Annotated in this window: 22 protein-coding genes; 2 read left to right on the top strand and 20 right to left on the bottom strand. The window is 45.5% G+C overall.

Features of this window, described 5'->3' with window-relative positions; all coding sequences use genetic code 11:
* Window positions 1-62 precede the first annotated feature (62 nt).
* Both NL644_RS10045 and NL644_RS10040 read left to right on the top strand, forming a co-directional pair.
* Window positions 63-1,646, top strand: coding sequence for a LysM peptidoglycan-binding domain-containing protein (locus tag NL644_RS10045; protein WP_053809792.1), 1,584 nt, complete (start codon window positions 63-65; stop codon window positions 1,644-1,646).
* Window positions 1,643-2,329 (top strand): YIP1 family protein, encoded by a 687-nt coding sequence (locus NL644_RS10040; RefSeq protein WP_053809793.1) that lies wholly within the window; start codon window positions 1,643-1,645, stop codon window positions 2,327-2,329. The genes NL644_RS10045 and NL644_RS10040 overlap by 4 nt, the downstream gene beginning before the upstream one ends.
* A gap of 1 nt (window position 2,330) precedes the next feature.
* On the opposite strand, the gene NL644_RS10035 is transcribed toward NL644_RS10040, so the two are convergent.
* The 20 genes from NL644_RS10035 to tsf all read right to left on the bottom strand — a co-directional run bounded on the left by NL644_RS10035 (window position 2,331) and on the right by tsf (window position 24,306).
* Complete coding sequence (locus tag NL644_RS10035; RefSeq protein ID WP_114323540.1) at window positions 2,331-3,176, bottom strand: endonuclease/exonuclease/phosphatase family protein; 846 nt, start codon at window positions 3,174-3,176, stop codon at window positions 2,331-2,333.
* A 139-nt stretch (window positions 3,177-3,315) separates the two neighbouring features.
* Window positions 3,316-3,654, bottom strand: coding sequence for a nitrogen regulatory protein P-II (glnB, locus tag NL644_RS10030; RefSeq protein ID WP_005436810.1), 339 nt, complete (start codon window positions 3,652-3,654; stop codon window positions 3,316-3,318).
* Window positions 3,655-3,841: 187 nt separating this feature from the next.
* A complete protein-coding gene (locus NL644_RS10025) occupies window positions 3,842-4,156 on the bottom strand; it encodes a cytochrome c (protein WP_012841507.1) in 315 nt (104 codons plus the stop codon).
* Between the two features lie 70 nt (window positions 4,157-4,226).
* Window positions 4,227-5,537: a tRNA lysidine(34) synthetase TilS gene (gene tilS, locus NL644_RS10020; protein ID WP_253658360.1), complete on the bottom strand. Its 1,311-nt coding sequence runs from the start codon at window positions 5,535-5,537 to the stop codon at window positions 4,227-4,229.
* Window positions 5,538-5,643: 106 nt separating this feature from the next.
* Complete coding sequence (gene accA, locus NL644_RS10015; protein ID WP_005380365.1) at window positions 5,644-6,603, bottom strand: acetyl-CoA carboxylase carboxyl transferase subunit alpha; 960 nt, start codon at window positions 6,601-6,603, stop codon at window positions 5,644-5,646.
* Between the two features lie 46 nt (window positions 6,604-6,649).
* Window positions 6,650-10,129, bottom strand: coding sequence for a DNA polymerase III subunit alpha (gene dnaE, locus NL644_RS10010; protein ID WP_006741668.1), 3,480 nt, complete (start codon window positions 10,127-10,129; stop codon window positions 6,650-6,652).
* An 81-nt stretch (window positions 10,130-10,210) separates the two neighbouring features.
* A complete protein-coding gene (gene rnhB, locus NL644_RS10005) occupies window positions 10,211-10,846 on the bottom strand; it encodes a ribonuclease HII (RefSeq protein ID WP_114323542.1) in 636 nt (211 codons plus the stop codon).
* A gap of 9 nt (window positions 10,847-10,855) precedes the next feature.
* Window positions 10,856-11,995 carry a lipid-A-disaccharide synthase gene (gene lpxB / locus NL644_RS10000; protein WP_114323543.1) on the bottom strand — a complete coding sequence of 380 codons (1,140 nt, stop codon included), beginning with the start codon at window positions 11,993-11,995 and terminating at the stop codon, window positions 10,856-10,858.
* 119 nt (window positions 11,996-12,114) lie between these two features.
* Window positions 12,115-12,903, bottom strand: a complete 789-nt coding sequence (gene lpxA / locus NL644_RS09995; protein WP_005380357.1) for an acyl-ACP--UDP-N-acetylglucosamine O-acyltransferase — start codon at window positions 12,901-12,903, stop codon at window positions 12,115-12,117.
* 1 nt (window position 12,904) lies between these two features.
* Window positions 12,905-13,357 carry a 3-hydroxyacyl-ACP dehydratase FabZ gene (gene fabZ / locus NL644_RS09990; protein ID WP_005380349.1) on the bottom strand — a complete coding sequence of 151 codons (453 nt, stop codon included), beginning with the start codon at window positions 13,355-13,357 and terminating at the stop codon, window positions 12,905-12,907.
* A gap of 232 nt (window positions 13,358-13,589) precedes the next feature.
* On the bottom strand, window positions 13,590-14,621 hold the full coding sequence (gene lpxD / locus NL644_RS09985) for a UDP-3-O-(3-hydroxymyristoyl)glucosamine N-acyltransferase (protein WP_065645509.1): 1,032 nt from the start codon (window positions 14,619-14,621) through the stop codon (window positions 13,590-13,592).
* A gap of 6 nt (window positions 14,622-14,627) precedes the next feature.
* Window positions 14,628-15,137 (bottom strand): OmpH family outer membrane protein, encoded by a 510-nt coding sequence (locus NL644_RS09980; protein WP_005391804.1) that lies wholly within the window; start codon window positions 15,135-15,137, stop codon window positions 14,628-14,630.
* Window positions 15,138-15,150: 13 nt separating this feature from the next.
* Window positions 15,151-17,565: an outer membrane protein assembly factor BamA gene (gene bamA / locus NL644_RS09975; protein ID WP_047008880.1), complete on the bottom strand. Its 2,415-nt coding sequence runs from the start codon at window positions 17,563-17,565 to the stop codon at window positions 15,151-15,153.
* Between the two features lie 44 nt (window positions 17,566-17,609).
* Window positions 17,610-18,968 carry a sigma E protease regulator RseP gene (rseP, locus tag NL644_RS09970; protein ID WP_253658359.1) on the bottom strand — a complete coding sequence of 453 codons (1,359 nt, stop codon included), beginning with the start codon at window positions 18,966-18,968 and terminating at the stop codon, window positions 17,610-17,612.
* A complete protein-coding gene (ispC, locus tag NL644_RS09965) occupies window positions 18,968-20,173 on the bottom strand; it encodes a 1-deoxy-D-xylulose-5-phosphate reductoisomerase (RefSeq protein WP_085344091.1) in 1,206 nt (401 codons plus the stop codon). The genes rseP and ispC overlap by 1 nt, the downstream gene beginning before the upstream one ends.
* A 50-nt stretch (window positions 20,174-20,223) precedes the next feature.
* Entirely contained in the window at window positions 20,224-21,066 is an 843-nt protein-coding gene (locus NL644_RS09960) for a phosphatidate cytidylyltransferase (RefSeq protein WP_048625888.1), read from the bottom strand.
* 12 nt (window positions 21,067-21,078) lie between these two features.
* Window positions 21,079-21,834, bottom strand: coding sequence for an isoprenyl transferase (locus NL644_RS09955; RefSeq protein WP_006741661.1), 756 nt, complete (start codon window positions 21,832-21,834; stop codon window positions 21,079-21,081).
* Window positions 21,835-21,930: 96 nt separating this feature from the next.
* The gene (frr, locus tag NL644_RS09950; RefSeq protein ID WP_005380330.1) at window positions 21,931-22,488 is read right to left on the bottom strand and encodes a ribosome recycling factor; all 558 of its coding nucleotides are present in this window, start codon (window positions 22,486-22,488) and stop codon (window positions 21,931-21,933) included.
* A gap of 99 nt (window positions 22,489-22,587) precedes the next feature.
* On the bottom strand, window positions 22,588-23,313 hold the full coding sequence (pyrH, locus tag NL644_RS09945; protein WP_005380329.1) for a UMP kinase: 726 nt from the start codon (window positions 23,311-23,313) through the stop codon (window positions 22,588-22,590).
* Between the two features lie 147 nt (window positions 23,314-23,460).
* Window positions 23,461-24,306: a translation elongation factor Ts gene (gene tsf, locus NL644_RS09940; protein ID WP_012841502.1), complete on the bottom strand. Its 846-nt coding sequence runs from the start codon at window positions 24,304-24,306 to the stop codon at window positions 23,461-23,463.
* Window positions 24,307-24,340 lie beyond the last annotated feature (34 nt).

Below are 24,340 nucleotides of genomic sequence, written 5' to 3'. Positions count from 1 at the left end.
CACGCACATTGTGTTGCGCGACAGGCAGGTGAAGATAAAAAGGCCCTAAATAGGCTGAATCCATGCGTTTGAAGTATACCTGGGCGTTGGCGTTGTTATTATCTGGCTGTCAATTGACTCAGTCAGACTCAACGTCTTCTACACCAGAAACCAATAAATCTGAGCAGACTGCAAAACAAAATGCAGCGAAGACTCAACCGGGCAACACATCGTCTTTAGCAAAAAAATCCGCTAACGACGCGCCTAAAGTTCTTTCCCCTCAGGAACAAGAAGATGTATGGCAACGTATCGCCATGCAACTTGAAATGGATATCCCAAACCATAAGAAAGTGGACTACTACCGTACGTGGTATCTAAAGCACCCGAATCACCTTTACACAGTGTCTAAGCGTGCGACTCCTTTTCTATACATGATCACAAAACGTATCGAAGAGCGTGGACTCCCAATGGAGCTTGCTTTGCTTCCTGTGGTGGAAAGCTCATTCGATGCCTTTGCCTACTCACACGGTAGCGCGGCTGGATTGTGGCAATTTGTCCCTGGCACCGGAAAGATGATGGGACTAGAGCAAAACTACTGGTATGACGGTCGCCGAGATGTGGCAGCAGCAACGGATGCCGCACTGGACTACCTTGTACAACTAAACGAGCGTTTTGATGGTAGCTGGGAGCATGCAATTGCTGCTTACAACAGTGGTGGTGGCCGTGTTTCTAGCGCAATTCGTAAGAATAAAAAGCTCGGTAAACCTACCGATTTCTTCTCATTGGACTTACCAAAAGAGACCAGCAGTTACGTACCTAAGCTGCTAGCTTTGGCTGATGTCATCGCAAACCAAGACAAGTACGGACTTAATATTCCTGCGATTCCAAACAAGCCTGTTCTAACGCTTGTCGATCCGAAAGAACAGCTTGATCTAGCCATTGCTGCAGATTATGCCGGCATTGGTGTGAAAGAGTTACAAAGTTACAACCCTGCATACAACCAATGGTCAACTGCGCCTGAAGGTCCGCACCAACTTCTGATTCCGGTAGAGAAAAAAGAGACTTTTCTCACTAAGGTGGAGAAAAACCGTGGTAAAGGGATGAAGGTCGCTCGCTACAAGGTGAAGTCTGGTGACTCTTTAAGTGTGCTAGCTAATAAATACGGCACAACCACAAAAGTGATTCGACGTGCAAACGGCCTGTCGAATAACAATATTCGTATTGGCCAATACCTACTGATTCCGACGTCAACAAAAGACGATGCGAAATACGCACTAACGGCACAAAATCGATTAAGCAAGACTCAATCACGTGCTCGTGGACAACTCAAGCTCACTCATGTCGTTCAGTCTGGAGAAAGTTTGTGGTCAATCGCACGTGAAAATAAAGTGTCGTATAAATCGTTAGCAAAATGGAATGGCATGGGCCCTAAAGATCCATTGCGTGTGGGTCAAAAGCTCGTGATTTGGAAGGACTCAGACAAAGGTGCTGTGATTCGTACCGTTTTCTACAACGTTCGCTCTGGTGACACCATTAGCGGCATTGCAAGCAAGTTCAAAGTAAAAACGAACGACATCGTGAAATGGAACTCGCTACACAAGAAAAAATACTTACAACCAGGTCAAAAACTTAAGTTGTACGTTGACGTAACGAAGGTAAGTGTATGAACCCATCAAGCAACCCACTTGTGATGCTGTTGGACATTTTTCGTTCTCCAACATCTTGCTTTCTAGCGCTTTACCAACGCGGCGGATGGGGATGGCAACCGTTCATCTTCTTGATGCTTAGTCCGTTTTTATTCTGGGGCGCTTACTTTTCGAATGTCGATTTCACGTGGCTCAGTGACCAACTTGCCGCGCAGTTTCAGCAAATCGACCCAAAGCAGATTGAGCTATTAGAGCCAAACACGCTAATGGCAAGTGCGATCATCAATGATGTATTCAACCGCTTTGCCACCTTACTGTTGCTTGCGCTTTGGTTCTTTCTTGCAACGAAGGCAAGCAAGCAACAATATGGTTACTGGAAGTGGTTTGCCGCGTCGTGTGCAATCTTATTCCCAGCAGTACTAGGCGATATAGCAAGCTACGCGAGCCTATTGCTCAAGCATGGCCAGGTGATGACTTACGCAGCAGATTTAAACAGCCTCAATGGTCTATTAAAACTGCCGCTTACCAGTGAGTGGTCTCAGTTCGCGAGCTCATTGCCTTTGCTTCTACCTTGGTACATTGTACTCGGCTACGGTGTTGTGCTTACTTGGACTGAGTTTGAACGCGGGCAAGCCTTGGTGATTGCAAGCCTGCCATGGGTATTCTTCTACGTTATTTGGGCGCTTTATATTGTGGTGACCTAAGCTAGTCATCTAACGTAAATGACAGTAACAATGGGTTATGATCGGAAGCGTCGCTCTGCGGCGCTTTCGCGTATTTGAGGGTCAGTCCTCGGTAAAATACGTGATCCAACGGTAATCCCGTTATAAATTGGACTCGATGATCAGGCGAGAACGTCACTTCTTGCAAGTCCGCGGCTTTTAAGGCCTGTCGCATCGCATTAACGCGAGATTCACTCCAACTATTGAAGTCTCCAGCGAATAGGATCGGCCCTGTATGATGCTTTAAAAGCATTTCAAGAGCCGTTAGCTGAGAGACATACTCTTGCGTGCCAACCGTGAAGTTAATCGCATGTACATTCACCACAGCGAGTCTCTCGCCATTGCTTAATTGATATTGGCTGTATAGTGCAGACTTGGGTAAACGCAGCCAAGGCTCTTTAGACGTATAAGCACAAGCTTTTTCTGGTTGCCCTTGAGCGATACTAATCACACCCGCACCGCTGCCCAGCGCCTTAAAGGCACTCACTTGGTTGCTGACCCAGTTGCCATCCACCAACCATTGCTTAAAAGGTGGTGTCATGCTGGCTTCTTGCAATAACAGCAGCTGCTTATCAGCAGAGAATTCATTGAGTGCGCTTTGCCAATTAGTTCGGCTCTGTTTGTAGATATTCCAGACAAGTACATTGATTTCACCGCCCTGATCCAGAGCTTTTGAGCCGCTAAATTCGATACACCTAATATCCTGCGTCAGCTCTGAGCCTGTTTGAGTAATGATTTGCGGCTGATCTGGTACGGTGAAAACAACCTGGAAGCCGACCAATACCGCCATAATAAGAAAAGCTAACGCCAGAAAAAAACGCTTAAACATACGACAAACCTGAATATACACACCCTAAAACTGGAACAACCAACCTCGGGTTATTGGATTTCACTGAAAGTAAAAAACAAAAAAGGAGCCACTTGGCTCCCTTTTAGCATAATAAATACGAGACAGGTAACAAGAAACCTTAGATCGCGTCTTCGTCTTCTTCACCAGTACGGATACGAACCACACGCTCAACATCAGTAACAAAGATTTTACCATCACCAATTTTGCCGGTTTGCGCGGTTTCAATGATCGTCTCTACGCATTTATCAGCCACATCTTCCGTTACAACGATTTCGAGCTTCACTTTAGGCAGAAAGTCCACCATGTACTCTGCACCACGGTAAAGCTCGGTGTGACCTTTTTGGCGACCAAAGCCTTTCACTTCAGAGACGGTCATCCCTGTAATGCCAACTTCAGCTAGCGCTTCTCGAACATCATCCAATTTAAATGGCTTGATAATCGCTTCAATTTTTTTCATGTTCATCCCTTAAGCTTCAATCGATTGCGCTTATTATCGTTTAGCGTTTCGCAACATTCAATGTTTGTCTATGATCCACCAGCGAAAATCCAGATTGAGCAAATTAACATAGCGAATATCGTGAGTTGATAAAACCCCAGTAAGGACTGCTCAATGCCCAATCGTCCAAGCTTTTTCAGACTCGCGTTTACTTCAAACTTGCGTAGTAAGCCGCTAGATTAGCGATGTCTTCATCAGACAACAGTGAAGCTTGAGCTTGCATAACAGCAGCAAGACCACCTGTTCGCTCTTTGTTTTTATAGGCTTTAATTGAACTGATAATGTATTGCTCGTTTTGCCCTTTCAGGTTTGGGTAACCCGGAATGACAGCAATGCCGTCGGCGCCATGACACGCAGCGCATACTCCTGCCTTTGCTTGACCTGCTGTGGCATCTCCCGCAGCTAGAGCCTGCCCACTGAGCATGGTTAGCGCCACCATTGCGCCCATGATTGTTTTCTTCATTGCTTCACCTAATCAATTATTATTTAAGGATTTTTATATTTTATAATCGACATTGTGGCATGAATTTTCATTACCTGCGCCAAATAAGTTCACAATCTTGACCATTAAACGCCTGATCAACGAACAGATCTGCCACAGCAACGACTCGGTCTTGATACATCAAAATCGGAATTTGACGACGCAGCCAGCTTGGCACATTGTATTCTTGGAACAACTTCTTCAGTTTTCGACTGTGATTACGCGTGGTTGGATGCGCTGATAAGCCTTCCGGATTGAAGGTCACGCGAAGCAATTCTGGCTGACTCGGAAGCGCAATCGTTGCGTTGCTAGAACTCGTCGTTAAGGTCAGCTCCCCTAACCGCTCTGGAAGCGATAAAACGGTATCGACTTGAATCGTACTTTGCCACTCAGTGACGTCAGCGATTTCCGTTACCCAATAGAGACGATTTCGAAAACGGCGCACTTCACCTTGTTTAAGTTGTAGTTTGGGGTTGGCATCTTGCTGAGCTAATGCGACTTCATTCCAGATAAGATTGAGTTGTACCTGAGTCGGCATACTAGTATTAAGCTTAGCCAGCCACATACGAATCAAGCGCGCACGCGCTAATTCACTGTGCTTAGCCAGTTCTTCAATACTCAAACTTAGATCCGTTTGTAAAGCGTGTTCAAACACCGCGCTCAATAGTTCATCCAATAGCGCTTCTTGTTGAGCACATAAGCTTGCACTGCGCTGAACCGCTTGATGGATACTCGGCCAGCGACCAGACAATTCAGGAATAACACAATGACGAAGAAAGTTACGATCATAACGGGTATCTTGGTTGCTTTCGTCTTCCACCCACTCCAAGCCTAATTTAGTAGACGCGTCTTCGATGCTCTTCCGCTTGATAGTAAGCAATGGTCGAACTAGGGATCCACTAGAAAACGGCATACTCTCCGCCATCGAAGATAACCCTTTTGGCCCACTGCCTCGCTTAAGAGCAAGGAGAAAAGTCTCTAGTTGATCATCAGCATGTTGGCCGGTCAACAGTATATCGCCTTCTTGAATGTACTTAGTTAAGGCTTGATAGCGAGCTTCACGAGCAAGAAGTTCAATACTTTCACCATTGCTGATGTCTAAGCTCACTCGCTCAATCGAGCATGATATGCCCACTTGTTTTGCCCAAAGTAAGCATTTATCGGCCCAATCATCGGCATTCGAGCTCAAACCATGGTGCACATACACAGCGTGACACTCTATCGAATGCGCTTGTTGATAGCGACTGAGTAATTCGAGTAAAAGACGTGAATCCACTCCTCCGCTAAACGCCAAGACAACCTTAGTGCCTGATTTATAGTAGCGGCCGAGAACTTGAGCAAAATGCGGGTAAAGCGATTCCATAAGCGATCCGATAGGTACAAAAAAGGGCTGGACTCTCATCCAACCCTTTCTATTTTAACTGTTATCACTTGAGATATCAGCTAACGCTTAATAGCAATCACCGAAATTAACAGTAACCGTAGCTCATTAGGCGCTGGTAACGACGTTCACGTAGCGTCTCTTCATCCAATTGTTCTAGATCTTCTAGCTGACGAAGTAGTGTTGCTTTCATATTCGCTGCCATTTGAACATGATCGCGATGAGCGCCGCCTAGTGGCTCTTCAATGATTTCGTCGATCAGTTCAAGCTCTTTAAGACGAGGAGCAGTTAGACCCATCGCTTCTGCAGCTTGCGGTGCTTTGTCAGAATCACGCCATAAGATTGAAGCACAACCTTCAGGAGAGATTACTGAGTACGTAGAGTACTGAAGCATGTTCACGTAGTCGCCTACACCAATTGCTAGTGCGCCGCCTGAACCACCTTCACCAACAACGTTACAGATTACTGGCACTTTAAGACCAGACATCACTTTTAGGTTTTTCGCGATAGCTTCAGATTGACCACGTTCTTCTGCGCCCACACCTGGATACGCGCCAGCCGTGTCGATAAATGTGATGATTGGCATATTGAAACGCTCTGCCATTTCCATCAAGCGTAGCGCTTTGCGATAGCCTTCTGGTTTTGGCATACCAAAGTTACGTTTCACTTTCTCTTTGGTTTCACGACCTTTTTGATGACCGATGATCATCACTGGACGGCCTTCAAGTCGAGCCATGCCACCCACAATCGCTTTGTCGTCTGCAAACGCGCGGTCACCCGCTAATTCATCAAACTCCTCAAAAGCGTGTTGGATGTAATCCAGCGTGTAAGGACGTAGTGGGTGACGAGCCAGTTGAGCTGTTTCCCATGCGCCTAGGTCGCTGAAGGTTTTTTTCTTCAGCTCTAAGCTTTTCTTCTCAAGCTGTTCGATTTCTTTATCCAGGTCAATCGCAGAATCACCACCGTGACGAGAGACATCACGTAGTGCTTCAATTTTCGCTTCTAGTTCTGCAATTGGCTTTTCAAATTCAAGAAAGTTTAGGCTCATCTATGAATCCTTGTTTACTCAGCGTCTAACATATTGCGCTGAATTTTTAGTTAAATTCGAGTTCTACCTGGCTTTTGCCAAGTAACTGTTTTAAATCGTCGAGTAATGTATCACTTGGCGTTACTCGCCACTCGGTGCCCAATGTTAACCGCGCTCTGGCGTCGGCACGCTGGTAGTATACATTGACGGGTACGGTTCCGGCTTTGTGCGGTTCTAAAATACGGCTGAACTGCTCAAAAAACTGATCGTTGATCTGAGTTGCATCTATCGATACCGACAAACCACGAGCGTATTTCTCGCGCGCACTGCCGAGATCCATAACTTCACGCGCCGACATTTTAAGGCCACCGTTGAAGTCATCAAAGCTGACCTGTCCAGAAACGACCAAAATTCTGTCTTTTTCGAGAAGTTCAGCGTATCGATCCAGTGCATCTGAGAACAACATCACTTCCATGCGACCACTTCGGTCATCCAGTGTCATAATGCCAATTCGTGTACCACGCTTAGTCGTCATTACACGAGCGGCAATAACCAAACCAGCCACCGTGACAGATTGGTCGCGACGCGTTGGCGTTGCGTCTTTTAGTCGACAACTGGTGTATTTGTTTAGTTCCTTTACGTAGGCGTTAATTGGGTGCCCTGTCAAATATAGGCCTAGGGTATCACGCTCGCCCTCTAACCACACTTTTTCTGGCCAAGGCGGAACCTGCGTATACTTATGCTCTACTTCTTCAGGCGCATCCGTTAGCACACCAAACATATCCGTTTGACCAAACGCCTCAGCTTGGTGATGTTGACTTGCTGCTTTTACCGCATCATTGAGTGACGCCATCATCGCCGCGCGGTGTGGGCCGAGTCGATCCAACGCGCCCGCGTAAATCAGCTTCTCTATCACTCGTTTATTGACGCGTTTTAGATCAACTCGAGCACAGAAATCAAATAGGTCTTTAAAGTGACCACCTTTATTTCTCGCTTCAAGAATCGCATCGATAGGACCTTCACCTACCCCTTTTATCGCACCAATACCGTAAACAATTGCGCCATTTTCATCAACATTAAAGCGATATAGGCCAGAGTTGATGTCTGGTGGCAGCACGGTAAGCTTCATACGGAAACACTCATCGACCAAGCCAACGACTTTTTCCGTGTTATCCATATCGGCTGTCATTACCGCAGCCATAAATTCGGCAGGATAATGGGTTTTCAGCCAAAGAGTCTGATAAGAAACCAATGCATAAGCAGCAGAGTGCGATTTGTTAAAACCATAACCGGCGAACTTCTCTACCAAGTCAAAGATTTTCATCGCCAACTCGCCATCGATACCGTTCTTTATCGCACCTTCTTCAAAGATAGCACGTTGTTTTGCCATCTCTTCTGGCTTTTTCTTACCCATTGCACGACGAAGCATGTCCGCACCACCTAGCGTGTAACCTGCTAAGATCTGCGCAATCTGCATTACCTGCTCTTGATACAGGATGATGCCGTAGGTTGGATCAAGCGTCTCTTTTAGCGACTCGTGTTGCCACTTTTCATCTGGATAAGAGATCGCTTCTCGACCATGTTTACGGTCGATAAAGTTATCTACCATGCCCGATTGCAAAGGACCCGGACGGAAGAGTGCTACCAATGCGATAATGTCTTCGAAACAGTCTGGCTGAAGTCGTTTGATCAGCTCTTTCATGCCTCGAGATTCAAGCTGGAATACCGCTGTCGTTTCAGAGTTTTGCAACAAACGGAAAGAGGCAGGGTCTTCTAACGGTATGGATTCAATTTGAACCGGCTCCTTACCTTCTCGCTCTAGACGTGGGTTAATCAGCCCTAACGCCCAGTCAATAATGGTTAAGGTACGTAGGCCCAAGAAGTCAAACTTAACTAGGCCAGCGGTCTCAACATCGTTTTTATCAAATTGAGTAACCGGAAAGTGACCTTCAGCGTCTGCATAAATTGGCGCAAAATCGGTAATTGTTGTAGGTGAAATTACAACACCACCAGCGTGTTTACCGGCGTTTCGCGTACAGCCTTCCAAAATATGACACATGTCGATGAGTTCTTTGACTTCTTCATCGGCCTCATACAATTCAGGTAGTGCAGGTTCCGCTTTAAACGCCTTATCTAGCGTCATGCCCGGATCGGGCGGGATCAGCTTTGAAATACGATCAACAAAACCAAATGGATGGCCCAATACGCGGCCAACGTCACGGATTACCGCTTTTGCCGCCATGGTACCAAACGTGATGATCTGAGACACCGCGTCGCGACCATACATTTCTGCAACGTGGTCAATAACCTGGTCACGTTTATCCATACAGAAATCGACGTCGAAATCGGGCATCGAAACACGTTCTGGGTTCAAGAAACGTTCGAACAGCAAGTCGTATTCTAGTGGATCCAGATCGGTGATTTTTAGTGCGTAAGCCACCAAAGAACCGGCACCGGAACCACGTCCAGGACCTACAGGAATTCCATTATCTTTTGACCACTGGATGAACTCCATTACGATCAAGAAGTAACCAGGAAATCCCATTTGGTTGATAACATCTAGCTCTATCTGAAGACGTTCATCATATTCAGGGCGGCGACGTTTTCTCTCTTCCTCATCTGGAAATAGGAACTCTAAACGCTCTTCCAACCCCTCTCGGGATTTCATGACTAAGAACTCAGTCTCTTTCATCCCTTCAGTTGGGAAGGCTGGTAGGAAGTACTCCCCTAAGCGCACAGTCACGTTACAACGCTTCGCTATCTCGACACTGTTTTCTAACGCTTCAGGAATATCAGCAAACAGCTCGCACATTTCTTCTTCTGTACGAAGATATTGCTGCGGACTGTAGTTTTTTGGCCTACGCGGATCTTCTAATGTGTAACCATCGTGAATCGCTACGCGTATTTCATGAGCATCAAATAGGTCTGGACTCAGGAATACAACTTCATTGGTCGCCACTACTGGCAAGTCTTGCTGCTCTGCCAATTCAACTGCAAAGTGAAGATAAGTCTCTTCATCTGGACGACCGGTACGAAGTAACTCAAGATAAAAGCGATCTGGAAAATGCTGTTTATAAAAATCAACACACCCTTGCACTATTTGACGGTTGCCTTTCAAAAGGCCGCGACCAATTTCCCCGCTTTTACCGCCGGATAATACAATCAGGCCTTCAGACATTTCAGCCAACCAGGCTTTATCAATCACCGGGTGGTGTTGAACATGTCCACGTAAGTACGCTTTTGATATCAATAACGTCAGGTTCTTATAACCTACATTATCCGCCGCAAGCAAAGTCACTTGTGTCAGCTCTTCACCAAACTCGTCCGACTGCATTTTAAAGTCAGCACCAATGATCGGTTTAACACCACTGCCATGCGCCGTACCGTAAAACTTCACCAAACCACATAGGTTGGTAAAGTCGGTCAACGCCATTGCGGGCATACCGAGCTCAGCAACTTTCTTTACGATTGGCGGAACTTTGTTGAGGCCATCCACCATCGAGAAGTCACTATGAACACGCAGGTGGATGAATTTGGGATCTGACATTAACAGGTACCGTGTAACTCTATTTTGTTGGGGATTCTAACCTAAAGAGGTTGGGTTTATAACACCAATTAGATCGTTTGATTATTCTATGCCTAACGCTTTTTTTACTGGCTTGAAACTCTTGCGGTGTTCACTGATCACTCCGTGTTGCTCAATCGCTTCAAAGTGCGCTTTAGTTGGGTAACCTTTGTGCTTCGCGAAGCCAAATTGTGGATGAAGTTTATCCAACTCTTCCATCTCTTGGTCACGCACGACTTTGGCAATAATTGAAGCCGCACTGATTTCGGCAACACGTAGATCGCCTTTTACTACAGCTTGAGCATCCATTAGCAGCTCCGGACAACGGTTACCATCAATCAACACCAAATCAGGTTGAACCTGTAACCCCGCCACTGCACGCTGCATCGCAACCATAGTCGCCTGCAAAATATTCAGTTGATCGATTTCTTCAGGAGAACAACGCCCGACCGCCCACGCCAATGCTTTTTCTTTGATTTCAGGAAGCAGCGCCATGCGTTTCTTTTCGGTCAATTTTTTCGAATCGTTCAACCCTTCAATAGGATTGTTAGGATCAAGGATAACCGCAGCGGTGACGACGTCTCCCACCAAAGGGCCACGTCCGACCTCGTCGACTCCGGCCACAAGCTGGTAACCTTGCGGATATTCAAACGGAGGGAGTTCAACTTTGGTTTTGGTCGCTTTTGGTTTAACAGCCATGATAAATCTCTATTTTTCAATCAGTTTTAGAACCGCGTTTGCGGCTTGTTGGTCCGCATCTTTACGAATCCAATGATGCATTTCCGTAAACTTATCTAACATCAGTTTATTGTCGCTTTCCAATAAGCGAGAAACCTCAGCAAACAAATTGTCTGGTGTGCACTCATCTTGTAGATATTCTTTGACGAGCTCATCATCCGCTAAGATATTCGGCAATGACACATACTTCGTTTTCAATAGACGTTTAGCTAAGAAAGCAGTAAATGCATTCACACGATAACCCACCACCATTGGACGCTTGAGAAGCATACACTCCAACGCTACGGTACCAGAGGCCAGCATCACGGCATCGGATGCGGTGATGACGTTGCGTGCGGTGTCATCAACTAACTTGAAGTCCAACTCTGGTGCGAGTTCTTTCCAGGCTTGTTCAAACTGCTCACGGCGTTTTTGATTAACAAGCGCGACAACAAACCCCAGTTCTGGAAATTTTTTATGGAGTAACTTGCAGGTTTCAATAAATGGCTCAGAGAGCATTTTTAACTCGCTACCACGACTGCCTGGCAGGACAGCAAGCCACTTTTTATCTTGTTCTAAACCAAGCAACTCACGTGCAGGCGCTTGTTCTGATTCTAGTGGGATGGAATCAGCCAAGGTATGACCAATGAACTCGCAAGGTACATTAAATTTGTCGTAGAACGCTTTCTCAAACGGAAGAAATGCTAGCACCAAGTTCGTTGCCGCTTCTATTTTAAAGATGCGCTTCTGACGCCAAGCCCAAACAGACGGACTCACATAATGAACGGTTTTAATGCCCGCTTGCTTGAGGTCAAGCTCTAGGCGTAAGTTGAAGTCAGGAGCATCGATCCCGATGAAAACATCAGGCGGATTCTGAGTAAAATACTGAACGAGCTCAGCTTTCACTTTAAGAAGTCTCGGTAAGCGGCCTAAAACCTCGACTAACCCCATCACCGCAAGCTCTTCCATATCAAACAGAGACTCGCAACCTTGGGCTATCATTTTCGGACCGCCAATGCCTACGAACTCTGCGTCTGGATATTGCTGCTTTACTGCTTTGATAAAGCCTTCACCTAGCGTATCGCCAGACAATTCTCCGGCAATGATGCCAATACGTAATGGTCTTTCCATATCTACTTCGCTATTTTTCCTGTGCGCTATGGATAACGGTTTGCCTTATCCATAAAACACAAAAAGATCGTAACCTCAAATTCGGTCACGATCTTTTTATTTATTGCTTCATTCGCCAATTAACGAATAATGCCACGTTCCGTCGTTTCCAGAATATCTGAGAAACGCTTCACAGCCGGCCACTCTTGAGCCATTTCAGCCAGAATAGGCTTCACTTCTTCTAGCGTCTTACCTGAACGATAGATTTCTTTATACGCTTTTTGCAGCGCACGAATCTCTGGTTTCTCAAAGCCGTTACGCTTCAAGCCAACAAGGTTCAAGCCGAAAGGAGTCGCGTGGTTGCCTTGCGCGAGTACGTAAGCAGGGACATCTTGCACCACTGCTGAGCAGCCGCCAATGTACGCGTAAGCGCCCACTGTACAAAACGGGTGAATCGCAGACAGTGCCATCACACCAGCATAATCATCAACAGTAACGTGACCACCAAGAATCGAGTTATTACCGATATGAGTGTGGTTACCAATAACAACATCATGCGCAACGTGTGCATTCACACACAATAAGTTGTCATCACCAATGATCGTGGTTGCTTTGTCCTGCACTGTGCCGCGGTGAACTTGGACCGCTTCACGAATGACGTTACGATCACCGATAACCACAGTTGTGTCTTCACCACCATATTTTTTGTCTTGGTTTTCTTCGCCAATGACAGCATGCGGGAAAATACGGTTATCTTTGCCAATAGTCGTGTGACCTTTGATCACAACGTGAGACATCACTTCTGTGCCTTCACCAATTTCAACCGTAGAGGTGATGTACGTAAAAGGACCTACTGTTACGTTAGCACCAATTTTGGCGCCCTCTTCTACCACCGCTGCCGGGTGGATTTTAGCGGTTTCATGAATCATATTAAAACTCTCGACGAGCACACTTCAGTTCTGCAGAACATACCACTTCGCCGTCAACTTTTGCTACACCGCTAAATGCAGCAATGCCGCGACGTTCTTTCAGAAATTCTACTTCAATAACCAATTGGTCGCCCGGAACCACTGGTTTACGGAATTTCGCGCCGTCTACGCTTGCAAAGTAGTACAGTTCATTTTCTGTTGGTGCACCAAATGATTTAAATGCAAGTAAGCCTGTTGCCTGAGCCATTGCTTCTAAAATCAAAACACCTGGGAATACTGGTAGTTGAGGAAAGTGACCTGTGAACTGAGGTTCGTTAACCGACACGTTTTTAATCGCGTGAAGGTACTTCTCTTCTTGGAAGTCTATCACTCGGTCGATCAATAAGAATGGGTAGCGATGAGGTAGTAGCTCTTGAATTTCAGAGATGTTCATCGTTTTCTTTTCAGTAGTCAAAGTCGTCTTCCTATATCAATTTTTTGCCGCCAAGATGGCAAACGTGGCAACAGGTCGTAAAGCCGAATCGCTTTGCAATATACTAGCAAAATACGCACCATCTTGGAGTTAAATCTATTTAGAGCGCGTCATTATAGAAGAAAAAGACCCGCATTTCGCGAGTCTTCGTACAGAATATGGAACTAGAGCCTGTTAGCTTTCACGTTAAATACAGAGCGAAAGATAACTTGTTCTAAATTTCTTCTTTCTGTTCCAGCTGTTTTTCAACCGCTTTCAGGCGCTTATTCATCTCATCAATACGGTGAACTCGAGTTGCAGTTTTACGCCACTCTCTGTTCGTTTGTAGTGGAATACCTGATGAGTAAAGGCCTTTTTCTTCGATACTGCGCATTACCATGCCCATACCTGTAATAGCCACACCATCTGCGATAGTGATATGGCCATTCAGAACAGACGCGCCGCCAATCTGGCAGTACTTACCAATTTTTGTACTGCCCGCGACAATAGTACCACCAGGCATCACGGTACCATATCCGATCTGCACGTTGTGCGCGATTTGAAGTTGGTTATCCAGAATGACATTGTCTTCAATGATAGTATCTTCGAGTGCACCGCGGTCAATCGTAGTACAAGCACCAATCTCAACGCGGTTACCGATACGCACTGAACCAAGCTGAGGAATTTTAATCCACTCGCCTTTGTCATTCGCATAACCGAAGCCATCAGAGCCAATGACGGTGCCCGATTGAACAAGACAGTCATCACCCAATGACACTTCATGATAGATAGTGACATTAGCCCAAAGCTTGGTGTTATTCCCTAGCTTGGCGTTCTTACCGATAAAACAACCAGCGCCAACGCTTACGTTGTCGCCGAGTTCCACGCCCGTTTCAATCACGGCGTTAGCGCCGATTGTAACGTTCTCACCCATCTTAACGTCAGCGGCAATCACAGCACTTGGTGCAATATCGTCTGCCGGTTTTGGTGTGGTATCCATCGCTTGGACCACACGAGCAAATGCGACATAAGGGTCCGAAACCACTAGCGCGTTTCCAACGCATTGCTCTTTATGCTCAGCCTTTACCATAACAACGGTAGCTTGGCACTCAGAAAGGTGTTTTGCGTATTTTGGGTTAGACAAGAAGGTTACATCACCTTCTTGTGCTTTATCCATTGGGGCAACACGGCTTACAACGAGAGACTCGTCACCAAACAGCTCACCCCCGGTAATTGTCGCCAATTCGGCTAATGTTAATGTCTTCATAACTTCTTATTTTAGAGCTTTAATTACGTCTTCAGAGATATTGTATTCTGGCTTGCCGTACTGCAAAGCAGAGATATCAATCACAAGATCGTAACCATTTTTGTCTGCGACTTTCTTAACTGCATCTTGAATCGTTTTGAAAAGCTTCGCTTTTTCTTCAGCTTCACGACGCGCACTTGCTTTTTCAAGTGCTTGTGCTTTCACTTTGTACTCGCTGTCTAGCTTCGCGATATCGATACGTAGCTTTTCAACTTCGTCTTGACCCAAAAGCTCACCGTCACGTTGTAGCTTTTCGATCTTTGTTTTAGCTTGCGCTTGGATTGACTTCAGTTCATCAGCTTTGCTTTTGAAGTCTTTCTGCATTTTTTGTAGTACAACTTCACGTTGAGGAAGAGCTTGGAAAACTTGAGCTGTATTTACATAAGCAATTTTCTGTGCAGCTTCTGCCGCATTTGCAAACATTGAAGAGCTCAGTACAAGAAGGCCAATCCCAGCCGCTTTGATCATTTTATTCAAAATATTTTCCTCTTTAGAAAGTTCTACCGATAGTGAATGTGAAGAACTCTTCATCATCGCCATCAAATTTCTTAATTGGTTTCGCTAGTGAGAATACTAGTGGCCCCATTGGAGACATCCACTGCAACGCCGCACCGTAAGAAGAGCGGTAGTTGGTTGGATCTGAGTAATCGTAGTAGTAGTTAGCACCCGAAATGTTGCTATTTTCTCGATAATCAAACTCGGTATCCCAAACACTTGCCATATCAAAGAAGATACTGGTACGAATTTGGTTTTGTACTTCCTCTGATGCGAACGGCGTTGGAACGATCAACTCAATACTTGCTAATGCGACTGCGTTACCACCCACTGAATCATCTGTCGCAATATCTGTACCATTGTTAGAGCCGGATGTATCGCGGTAAACCGCTTTAGGGCCAACAGAGTTTGAGCCAAAGCCACGAAGCGATGTAAAGCCACCTGCGTAGTAGTTTTCGTAGAATGGGAACAAGTTATCGTTACCATCCGTTTGACCGTAACCATTACCGTAACCCAAGCGGCCACGGAACAAGAGGGTAAACTCATGCTTTTTAGTTAATGGTACATACTGGCGAACATCGTACTGCAGTTTAAAGTATTGAACGTCAGAGCCAGGTACGGTCATTTTATAGAATGCACGTTGGTGGTTACCTGCCGTTGGGAAGTAACCACGGTTTAAGTTATTACGTGTCCAAGAGATATTGAAGTCGAAGTCGTTCGTATTCAATGCCCCACTTGAATCTATATTATCTTTTTGCGCTTCTAAGAACTGCTCTACCTGCAAGTAAGGCGATAAGTTACCGATCTTGTTGTGCGTATAACCGACACCGAATTCAAAACGGTTCAACTCATCGAATGGGAAGCCCCACGTTAAGCTCGCGCCATAGCTTTCGTTGGTATAGTCAACGATATTGGCTTCTTTAGCTTCAAATTCGTTATAGAAAACCTTACCACCCAAGCTTACACCGTCTAAGTTCCAGTACGGGTCTCGGTAATCTAGACTGATGTTTTTCTGGTAGTCATTCATCATCGCGTTGATACCAACACGGTTACCGCTACCAATAAAGTTATCTTGTTGCAGGCCAACCTGGAAGCTCACACCCGATTCTGTACCGTAGCCAACACCGAAGTTAACGCTACCAGAGTTCGCTTCTTTGACAGAGTAAACTAGGTCAACTTGATCATCACTACCAGGAACTCGAACCGTCTGTACTTCAACATTTTCAAAGTAGCCCAAACGATTTAGACGAGTTTTACCCGTTTCAATCGATTTCGAGTTCAACCAACTGCCTTCCATCTGACGCATTTCACGACGAAGGACTTCATCTTTGGTTGAGTTGTTACCCGTGAAGCGGATATCACGTACGTAAATACGGTTACCTGGATCGACGTTAACGACCAAAGAAACTTCTTGATTCTCGTCGTCAAACTCAGGAATGGTATTCACTTGTGGATAAGCGTAGCCGGACTCACCAAGCACACGTTTAATACCCTCTTCCATTGAAGTGACCAACGAGCCGTTGTATGTCTCATTGTCTTCAAATGGCACAAGTCTTTCGAACGTCGCTTCCTCACCAATCAAATCACCACGGAACTTTACGTCCTTGACGGTATAAACCTCTCCCTCTTCTAGACCAAGAGTAATGTATACCCCTTTCTTGTCAGGAGAGATTGCAACTTGTGTCGAATCAACGTTAAATTTTAAGTAACCACGATCCAGGTAGAATGATTTGAGTGCTTCAATATCACCTGCAAGGACTTGCTTTTGATACTTTTCATCAGAAAGGAAATTCCACCACGGCACATCAACATTCAAGTTAAAACGAGAAAGAAGGTCCTCATCGCTGAAAACTTCATTGCCGATAAAATTGATTTGCTGAATTTTTGCCGACACGCCTTCAGTAAAGACAAACTTTAGGTCAGAACGGTTACGTGGCAGTGGAGTCACCACCGCTTTTACTGTGGCGTTGTATTTACCTACGCTGTAATAAAAGTCTTCTAAGCCTTTTTCAATGTTGCTTAGCGTGGTGCGGTCAAGCGCTTCACCTTCACGAACGCCAGATGCGTTCAGGTTTTCTTGTAGCTGCTCGTCCTTGATTGCTTTGTTACCAGAAAATGAGATGCTGGCAATGGTAGGACGTTCTTTGACTTGAACCATCAGAACGCCGCCGTCACGTAACACTTTCACATCTTCAAAGTTACCAGATGCATACAGTGCACGGATAATCTCTGCAACATCGCCTTGGCCAATGGTATCACCGACACGTACAGGCATTTTCAACAACGCAGCACCCAGTGCTACACGCTGCAATCCATCGATTTCAATATCTTGAACTACGAAGTTCTCTGCTCCATTTGCAGATACACTGGTCGCCAGTAAACTTGCAAATAGAATTCGCTTAATCGCCATACTTGTTCTAATTATTCCTTGCTACTGCTTTTGTCTCTGAACTATCACAGACGAGTAAAATCATTAAATAGCGCTAACGCCATGAGCGAGAAGATGATCGCACCACCAATTCTAAAGCCCATTTCCTGCACTCTCTCAGGAACGGGACGTCGAATGACTGCTTCAATTGCAAAAAACAACAAATGACCGCCATCCAACATTGGTAAAGGAACGAGATTAATAATACCTAGGTTAACACTAATTAGAGCGAGAAAACCTAAAAAGTAGACCAAGCCATAATCAGCCGTCGCACCTGCGCCTTTGGCTATTGATATTGGACCACTCAGATTATTCAGACCAACGTCACCAACAATCAGTTTCTTAAGCATGCTGATTGTCAAGCCAATGACTTGGCCGGTTTTGTCTACCGCCTTACCTACTGACTCGAATACACCAAACTGAAGGTCGAAGCGATAACTTTCTGGCCATTCTGCGACTTTAGGTGCAATACCTGCAAAACCAACGACTTCTTTGTTAGCTAGCTCACGGCTACCAGGCGTCAGCGTTAATGTTTGCTCATAGCCCTGACGCAATACCGTTAATTCAATCGGTGTATCAGGATTAGAGCGAACCGCTTCAACAACTTGCTTCCACTCCATGATGCGTTGTTCACCAATAGCGACAATCTCATCACCTGGAAGCACACCTGCTTTTTCCGCCGCTCCACCTTGCGAAACCTGTTCGATAACGCGATACACCTCCGGTGTATACGGCGCAAAACCTAATGACTGCATCGCAGACTGAGTTTCAGGGTCGAACTCCCATTCGCGCAGATCGAGCGTTTTCGTTACTTCTGAACCAACTTCATTCGCTGACGTCAGTGTTACTGTCATCAAATCATCGCCAATATGAGAAATCAATCCCATATTTACCGATTCCCAATCCGGAGTTTTGATACCAGATATCGATTTAAGTTCCATTCCAGATTCAATTCCGGCTTCTGCGACGATCGAATTGGGCGTAACTTCACCAATTACTGGCTTAACTGCTGGGATACCAATAAGAAATACGAGCCAATAGGCGAAGATTGCGAAAAGGAAGTTAAAGATAGGGCCTGCCGCAACAATAGAGGTTCGCTTCCATAGCGGCTTCTTATCAAACGCTAAGTGCTTCTCATGTTCTGGCACCTCATCAACACGGCTATCAACCATTTTTACATAGCCGCCGAGAGGGATCATTGAGATGCTGTACTCCGTTCCGTCTTTGCCTACCTTACTCCAGATAGACTTACCGAAACCGATTGAAAACTTTTCAACTTTCACGCCGCAACGGCGAGCAACCCAAAAGTGCCCAAACTCGTGCACAGCGACAAGAATGCCCAGTGCGACGATAAAAGAAATGAGATTCCACAATATACCAGTCATCAGATACGCTCGCGTATGGTTTCTAGGGCAATAGTTCGTGCCATTCTATCTAGCTCTAACAAGCTTTCCAAGCTATTCGCATTCTCAGCTTTGCAGCTTGCATTGATTTTATTCAACACAGACTCATTGATGCGAGCGATATCCGTAAAACCTAGGCTGTTATTTAAAAATGCATCAACAGCGACTTCATTCGCTGCATTCAGTGCTGTTGTTGCATGTTGACCTTCATAACAAGCGTCAATTGCTAGTTTTAAACATGGGTAACGAGCAAAATCAGGTTGCAAAAACGTCAAGTCGCCAATTTGCGTGAAGTCTAGTGGCTTAACCCCAGCTTCAACCCTTGATGGGTATGACATAGTCAGTGCAATAGGAGTCGCCATATCCGGCTCACCCATTTGTGCCAAAACCGAACCATCGCGGTATTGAACCATTGAATGAATAACAGACTGCGGATGAATAATAACCTTTAGCTGCTCGCGAGCCGCATTAAACAACCATTTAGCTTCGATATACTCCAAGCCTTTGTTCATCATCGTGGCTGAGTCAACGGAAATCTTTGGTCCCATCGACCAGTTTGGATGGGCGATCGCCTGTTCAGGAGTCACCTTTTCCAGTTCTGCGATGTCAGTGTAACGGAAAGGACCACCAGAACCAGTCAGCAAAATATGAGAAATGCCATGTTCTTGTAAATTACAACGACCTAAATTGGTTTGTACTTGCTGTGGTAAGCACTGGAAAATAGCATTGTGTTCACTATCGACGGGAAGTAGCTCCGCACCAAACTCTTCTACGGCATCAATAAATAACTGGCCTGACATGACCAATGCTTCTTTATTTGCCAACAATACTCGCTTACCAGCTTTCACGGCAGCCATGGTGGGTAGTAGACCAGCCGCTCCGACAATAGCGGCCATCACACTGTCAACTTCGTCCAATGAAGCAATATGGCATAGAGCATCCACACCACCTAATACTTCGGTGCTTGGAGAAAACAAATGTAACTCAGATTGGAGTTGAACCGCTGCGGCTTTGTCCGCCATGACCGCGTACTTAGGTTGCCACTGACGACATAGCCCGATCATCTTTTCAACGTTGGTGCTTGCCGCTAAGGCAACGACAGAAAACAGCTCTGGGTTTTGTTCGACCACTTTAAGCGTGCTTGCACCAATGGATCCAGTAGCACCAAGAATCGTTAACTTTTGCATGTTGTAAGACCGTTAGAAAGCTCAGGAGCGACAATGCCGCTCCTGATAAATTAGAATACGTAGTAAAGAAGAGCAAAAACTGGGAATGCTGCGGTTAGGCTGTCAATACGATCGAGCACACCGCCATGTCCTGGGATAATGTTGCTGCTGTCTTTAATGCCTGAGACACGCTTGAACATACTTTCCACCAGATCGCCGAGCACTGATATAACAACAGTAACCAACGTAATCAACACCATATGGACAGGACTGGAGAACTGAATATCAAACCAATCAGCAAATGCCCACGCCACGATCAATGCCGTGATAATGCCGCCAATAAGCCCTTCAATGGTTTTATTCGGACTGACATGTGGCGCCATCTTGCGTTTGCCTAAGCTTTTGCCTGCAAAGTAAGCACCGCTATCTGCAGCCCATACCAAGAAACAAACGTATAACACGAGCTTTGCTCCGTGGTATGGATCTACCGTAATGTCATGAGCTCTAAGAATAACTACACTCCAAAGGAATGGAATTAATGTCAGAAAACCAAACACATGGCGTAAAACAAAATTATTTTGCCAAGATTTCGTCGTTTTGGGATAAGTAATCGCCATTAAGCTAGCAATAATCCACCAAACAAAACCAAGGCCCAGCACAACATAATGAGGCGTTGCTAAATGGTTGAGGCTATGTGCGTCAGGCGAAATATATAGAAAACTAAGTCCGGTAACAATGACTGCCGGAACGAGGGCAGCAAAGCGAGAGTTGCTTCCTGTAAATTGAGTCCACTCCCAAAAGCCTAATAGGGTAATTGCAGTTAAAGCGGCAATAAAGCCCATTAGGGGTAATTTAAAAATGCCTAAAATAACCAGGGGAGCTAAAATTAGTGCTGTTATTATTCTCTGTTTCAAACTAACTAGTCCTTATTGAGCTGCCATCAATGCCTTTATTTGTTCACCTGTACAGCCAAAACGACGTTCTCGATTGATAAACCAAGTTACAGCTTCAACTAAGCTGTCTTCGTCGAATTCCGGCCAATACTCGGGTGTAAAGTACATTTCTGCATAAGCCATTTGCCACAACATAAAGTTGCTGATGCGACACTCTCCACTGGTACGAATCAAAAGATCCACTTCAGGTAAGTCTGCCATGGTCAAATGCTCAGTGATTAGCTGCTCATTGATATCCTCTACACGAATCTCACCGTTACGTGCTTTTAACGCTAACGTTTTGGCCGCTTCTGTGATGTCCCACTTACCGCCATAATTGGCTGCAATGTTTATCACCATCCCCGTGTTACCTGCCGTTAGATTTTCAGCTTCTACAATCTTCTTTTGTAGACGCTCACTAAATCGACTGGTATCACCGATCACGCGCAACCGTAAATTATTTTTGTGTAGTTTTTTTACTTCACTAGACAGGACCGTGATAAACAGTTCCATCAAAAGACCCACTTCTTCCTCCGGACGACGCCAGTTTTCACTACTAAAAGCAAATAGCGTCATGGCTTTAATGCCAAGCTTTGAAGCAGCAGCCACGGTCTTACGAACGGCATTAACGCCTTTTTTGTGACCAAATACGCGAGGTTTTCCTTTGGACTTAGCCCAACGGCCATTACCGTCCATAATGATGGCAATATGCTTAGGAAGGGAATCAGAGAAGGCTTGAGAATTTTGCATAGGGAGTTAATTGAGTTCCATCAGTTGGATAGACTAACATAAAAAAACGCTGAGCTGTGAGCACAGCGTTTTCCAACAGTGATGTGTGTGGGAGTATTAAACTTCCATCAACTCTTTTTCTTTTGCAGCAAGAACTTCATCGATCTTCTTAACTGCAACGTCAGTTAGTTTTTGAATTTCGTCTTGTGCTTTACGATCTTCATCTTCAGAGATTTCTTTATCTTTTAGAAGCGCTTTTAGATCGTTGTTTGCGTCACGACGGATGTTACGAACAGCAACACGACCACCTTCAGCTTCACCACGAACGATCTTAACTAGGTCTTTACGACGCTCTTCCGTTAGTGGTGGAAGTGGAACACGGATGATAGTACCAGCAGACATAGGATTTAGACCAAGATCAGACGTCATGATCGCTTTTTCTACTTTCGGAGTCAGCTCTTTATCGAAAACCGTGATTGCAAGTGTACGTGCATCTTCAGCAATAACGTTTGCTACTTGGTTTAGAGGTGTTGCTGCACCGTAGTATTCTACAGAAATACCAGATAGTAGGCTTGGGTGTGCACGACCTGTACGAATTTTAGAAAGGTTGTTCTTAAGCGCTTCAACGCTTTTATCCATGCGCTCTTGCGCGTCTTTTTTGATTTCGTTAATCACAGTTTCACCTTAAAAATGTCATCTTTCCTGAAGAAAGCCTAAAACGGTTGAGCAAAGCAAACGCCACCCTAACGCTTTGGGTGGCACCTTGGGACAAGCTTATTCGTTGATTAGCGTGCCTTCTGCTTCGCCCATAACCACGCGACGTAGTGCGCCTGGCTTGTTCATGTTAAATACGCGGATTGGCATTTTGTGGTCACGAGCTAGCGTAAACGCCGCCAAGTCCATCACTTTCAGCTCTTTATCCAGAACTTCTGCGTAAGATAGCTTATCATACAGCTCTGCGTCTGGGTTTGCTACAGGGTCAGCAGTAAATACACCATCAACTTTCGTCGCTTTTAGTACAACATCCGCTTCGATTTCAATACCACGTAGGCAAGCAGCAGAATCCGTTGTAAAGAACGGGTTACCCGTACCAGCAGAGAAGATGACAACACGGCCTTGGCGAAGCTCACGGATCGCATCAGCCCAATTATAGTCGTCACATACGCCTTTTAGAGGAATCGCAGACATAACGCGCGCATTCACGTATGCACGGTGAAGAGCATCGCGCATCGCTAGGCCATTCATTACTGTAGCAAGCATACCCATGTGGTCACCAACTACGCGGTTCATACCAGCTTCAGCAAGGCCTGCACCACGGAACAAGTTACCGCCACCGATAACTACACCAACCTGAACACCCAGTTCAACCAGTTCTTTAACTTCTTGTGCCATGCGATCAAGGACCGCAGGATCAATACCAAAACCGTCTTCACCTTGAAGAGCTTCACCACTCAGTTTTAATAGAATACGTTGATACGCTGGTTTAGGGTTCGTAGTCATGGAGTTTACCTTCCAAAGAGAGTTGTTGATTAACAGTCATGAATAGACACAAATTCAGTTATGGCTATTCATCACGGCTAATCGTTCACTGCTCATAAAAAGACCGCAGCCAAGGCTACGGTCTAATCTTTATACAGTCTCTAAGGGTTAACCTTTTTGAGCTGCAGCAACTTCTTCAGCGAAGCTCATTTCTTCTTTCTTCTCGATACCTTCACCTACTTCTAGGCGAACGAATGTAGAAACTGAAGCGCCTTTTTCTTTCAGCATTTCACCTACAGTTTTCTTAGGTTCCATGATGAAAGCTTGACCTGTTAGAGAGATCTCGCCAGTGAATTTCTTCATGCGGCCAACAACCATCTTCTCAGCGATTTCAGCAGGCTTGCCTTCGTTCATTGCGATTTCAACTTGAACCGCTTTCTCTTTTTCTACTACGTCAGCTGGTACGTCTTCTGGGTTAACGAACTCAGGCTTAGAAGCAGCAACGTGCATTGCAACGTGCTTAAGAGTTTCTGCGTCGCCTTCACCAGCAACAACAACACCGATTTTCTCACCGTGACGGTAAGAAGCAATTGCAGTGCCTTGAACGTATTCTACGCGACGGATAGTGATGTTTTCACCGATTTTAGCTACAAGAGCTACACGTGCGTCTTCGAATTGTGCTTGTAGCTCTTCAACAGTCGCTTTTGAAGCTAGAGCTGCAGCTGCAACTTCTTCTGCGAATGCAGTGAAGTTACCGTCTTTAGCAACGAAGTCAGTTTGGCAGTTAACTTCAAGAAGAACAGCAACGCCGTTTTCTTCTTTGATGATGATTGCGCCTTCAGCTGCAACGTTACCAGCTTTCTTAGCTGCTTTCGCTGCGCCAGATTTACGCATGTTTTCAATTGCTAGTTCGATGTCAGCGTTTGCTTCTACAAGCGCTTTCTTACATTCCATCATGCCAGCGCCAGTACGCTCGCGAAGTTCTTTAACTAGAGCAGCAGTTACAGTTGCCATTCTGTATTCCTCGTTTGATTCGAAATAAGGTAAA

It is taken from the genome of Vibrio sp. Y10_XG_PY6 (assembly GCF_024181795.1).
Taxonomy (GTDB): Bacteria; Pseudomonadota; Gammaproteobacteria; order Enterobacterales; family Vibrionaceae; genus Vibrio; species Vibrio diabolicus.
The sequence above is the reverse complement of the archived record's forward strand: the minus strand, read 5'-3'. Positions and strand labels throughout refer to the sequence as shown.

What these genes read in the sequence shown, in the direction of transcription:
- NL644_RS10045 (WP_053809792.1), top strand. Translation starts at nt 63, where the DNA reads ATGCGTTTGAAGTATACCTGGGCGTTGGCGTTGTTATTATCTGGCTGT.
- NL644_RS10040 (WP_053809793.1), top strand. Translation starts at nt 1,643, where the DNA reads ATGAACCCATCAAGCAACCCACTTGTGATGCTGTTGGACATTTTTCGT.
- NL644_RS10035 (WP_114323540.1), bottom strand. Translation starts at nt 3,176, where the DNA reads ATGTTTAAGCGTTTTTTTCTGGCGTTAGCTTTTCTTATTATGGCGGTA.
- glnB (WP_005436810.1), bottom strand. Translation starts at nt 3,654, where the DNA reads ATGAAAAAAATTGAAGCGATTATCAAGCCATTTAAATTGGATGATGTT.
- NL644_RS10025 (WP_012841507.1), bottom strand. Translation starts at nt 4,156, where the DNA reads ATGAAGAAAACAATCATGGGCGCAATGGTGGCGCTAACCATGCTCAGT.
- tilS (WP_253658360.1), bottom strand. Translation starts at nt 5,537, where the DNA reads ATGGAATCGCTTTACCCGCATTTTGCTCAAGTTCTCGGCCGCTACTAT.
- accA (WP_005380365.1), bottom strand. Translation starts at nt 6,603, where the DNA reads ATGAGCCTAAACTTTCTTGAATTTGAAAAGCCAATTGCAGAACTAGAA.
- dnaE (WP_006741668.1), bottom strand. Translation starts at nt 10,129, where the DNA reads ATGTCAGATCCCAAATTCATCCACCTGCGTGTTCATAGTGACTTCTCG.
- rnhB (WP_114323542.1), bottom strand. Translation starts at nt 10,846, where the DNA reads ATGGCTGTTAAACCAAAAGCGACCAAAACCAAAGTTGAACTCCCTCCG.
- lpxB (WP_114323543.1), bottom strand. Translation starts at nt 11,995, where the DNA reads ATGGAAAGACCATTACGTATTGGCATCATTGCCGGAGAATTGTCTGGC.
- lpxA (WP_005380357.1), bottom strand. Translation starts at nt 12,903, where the DNA reads ATGATTCATGAAACCGCTAAAATCCACCCGGCAGCGGTGGTAGAAGAG.
- lpxD (WP_065645509.1), bottom strand. Translation starts at nt 14,621, where the DNA reads ATGAAGACATTAACATTAGCCGAATTGGCGACAATTACCGGGGGTGAG.
- bamA (WP_047008880.1), bottom strand. Translation starts at nt 17,565, where the DNA reads ATGGCGATTAAGCGAATTCTATTTGCAAGTTTACTGGCGACCAGTGTA.
- rseP (WP_253658359.1), bottom strand. Translation starts at nt 18,968, where the DNA reads ATGACTGGTATATTGTGGAATCTCATTTCTTTTATCGTCGCACTGGGC.
- ispC (WP_085344091.1), bottom strand. Translation starts at nt 20,173, where the DNA reads ATGCAAAAGTTAACGATTCTTGGTGCTACTGGATCCATTGGTGCAAGC.
- NL644_RS09955 (WP_006741661.1), bottom strand. Translation starts at nt 21,834, where the DNA reads ATGCAAAATTCTCAAGCCTTCTCTGATTCCCTTCCTAAGCATATTGCC.
- pyrH (WP_005380329.1), bottom strand. Translation starts at nt 23,313, where the DNA reads ATGACTACGAACCCTAAACCAGCGTATCAACGTATTCTATTAAAACTG.
- tsf (WP_012841502.1), bottom strand. Translation starts at nt 24,306, where the DNA reads ATGGCAACTGTAACTGCTGCTCTAGTTAAAGAACTTCGCGAGCGTACT.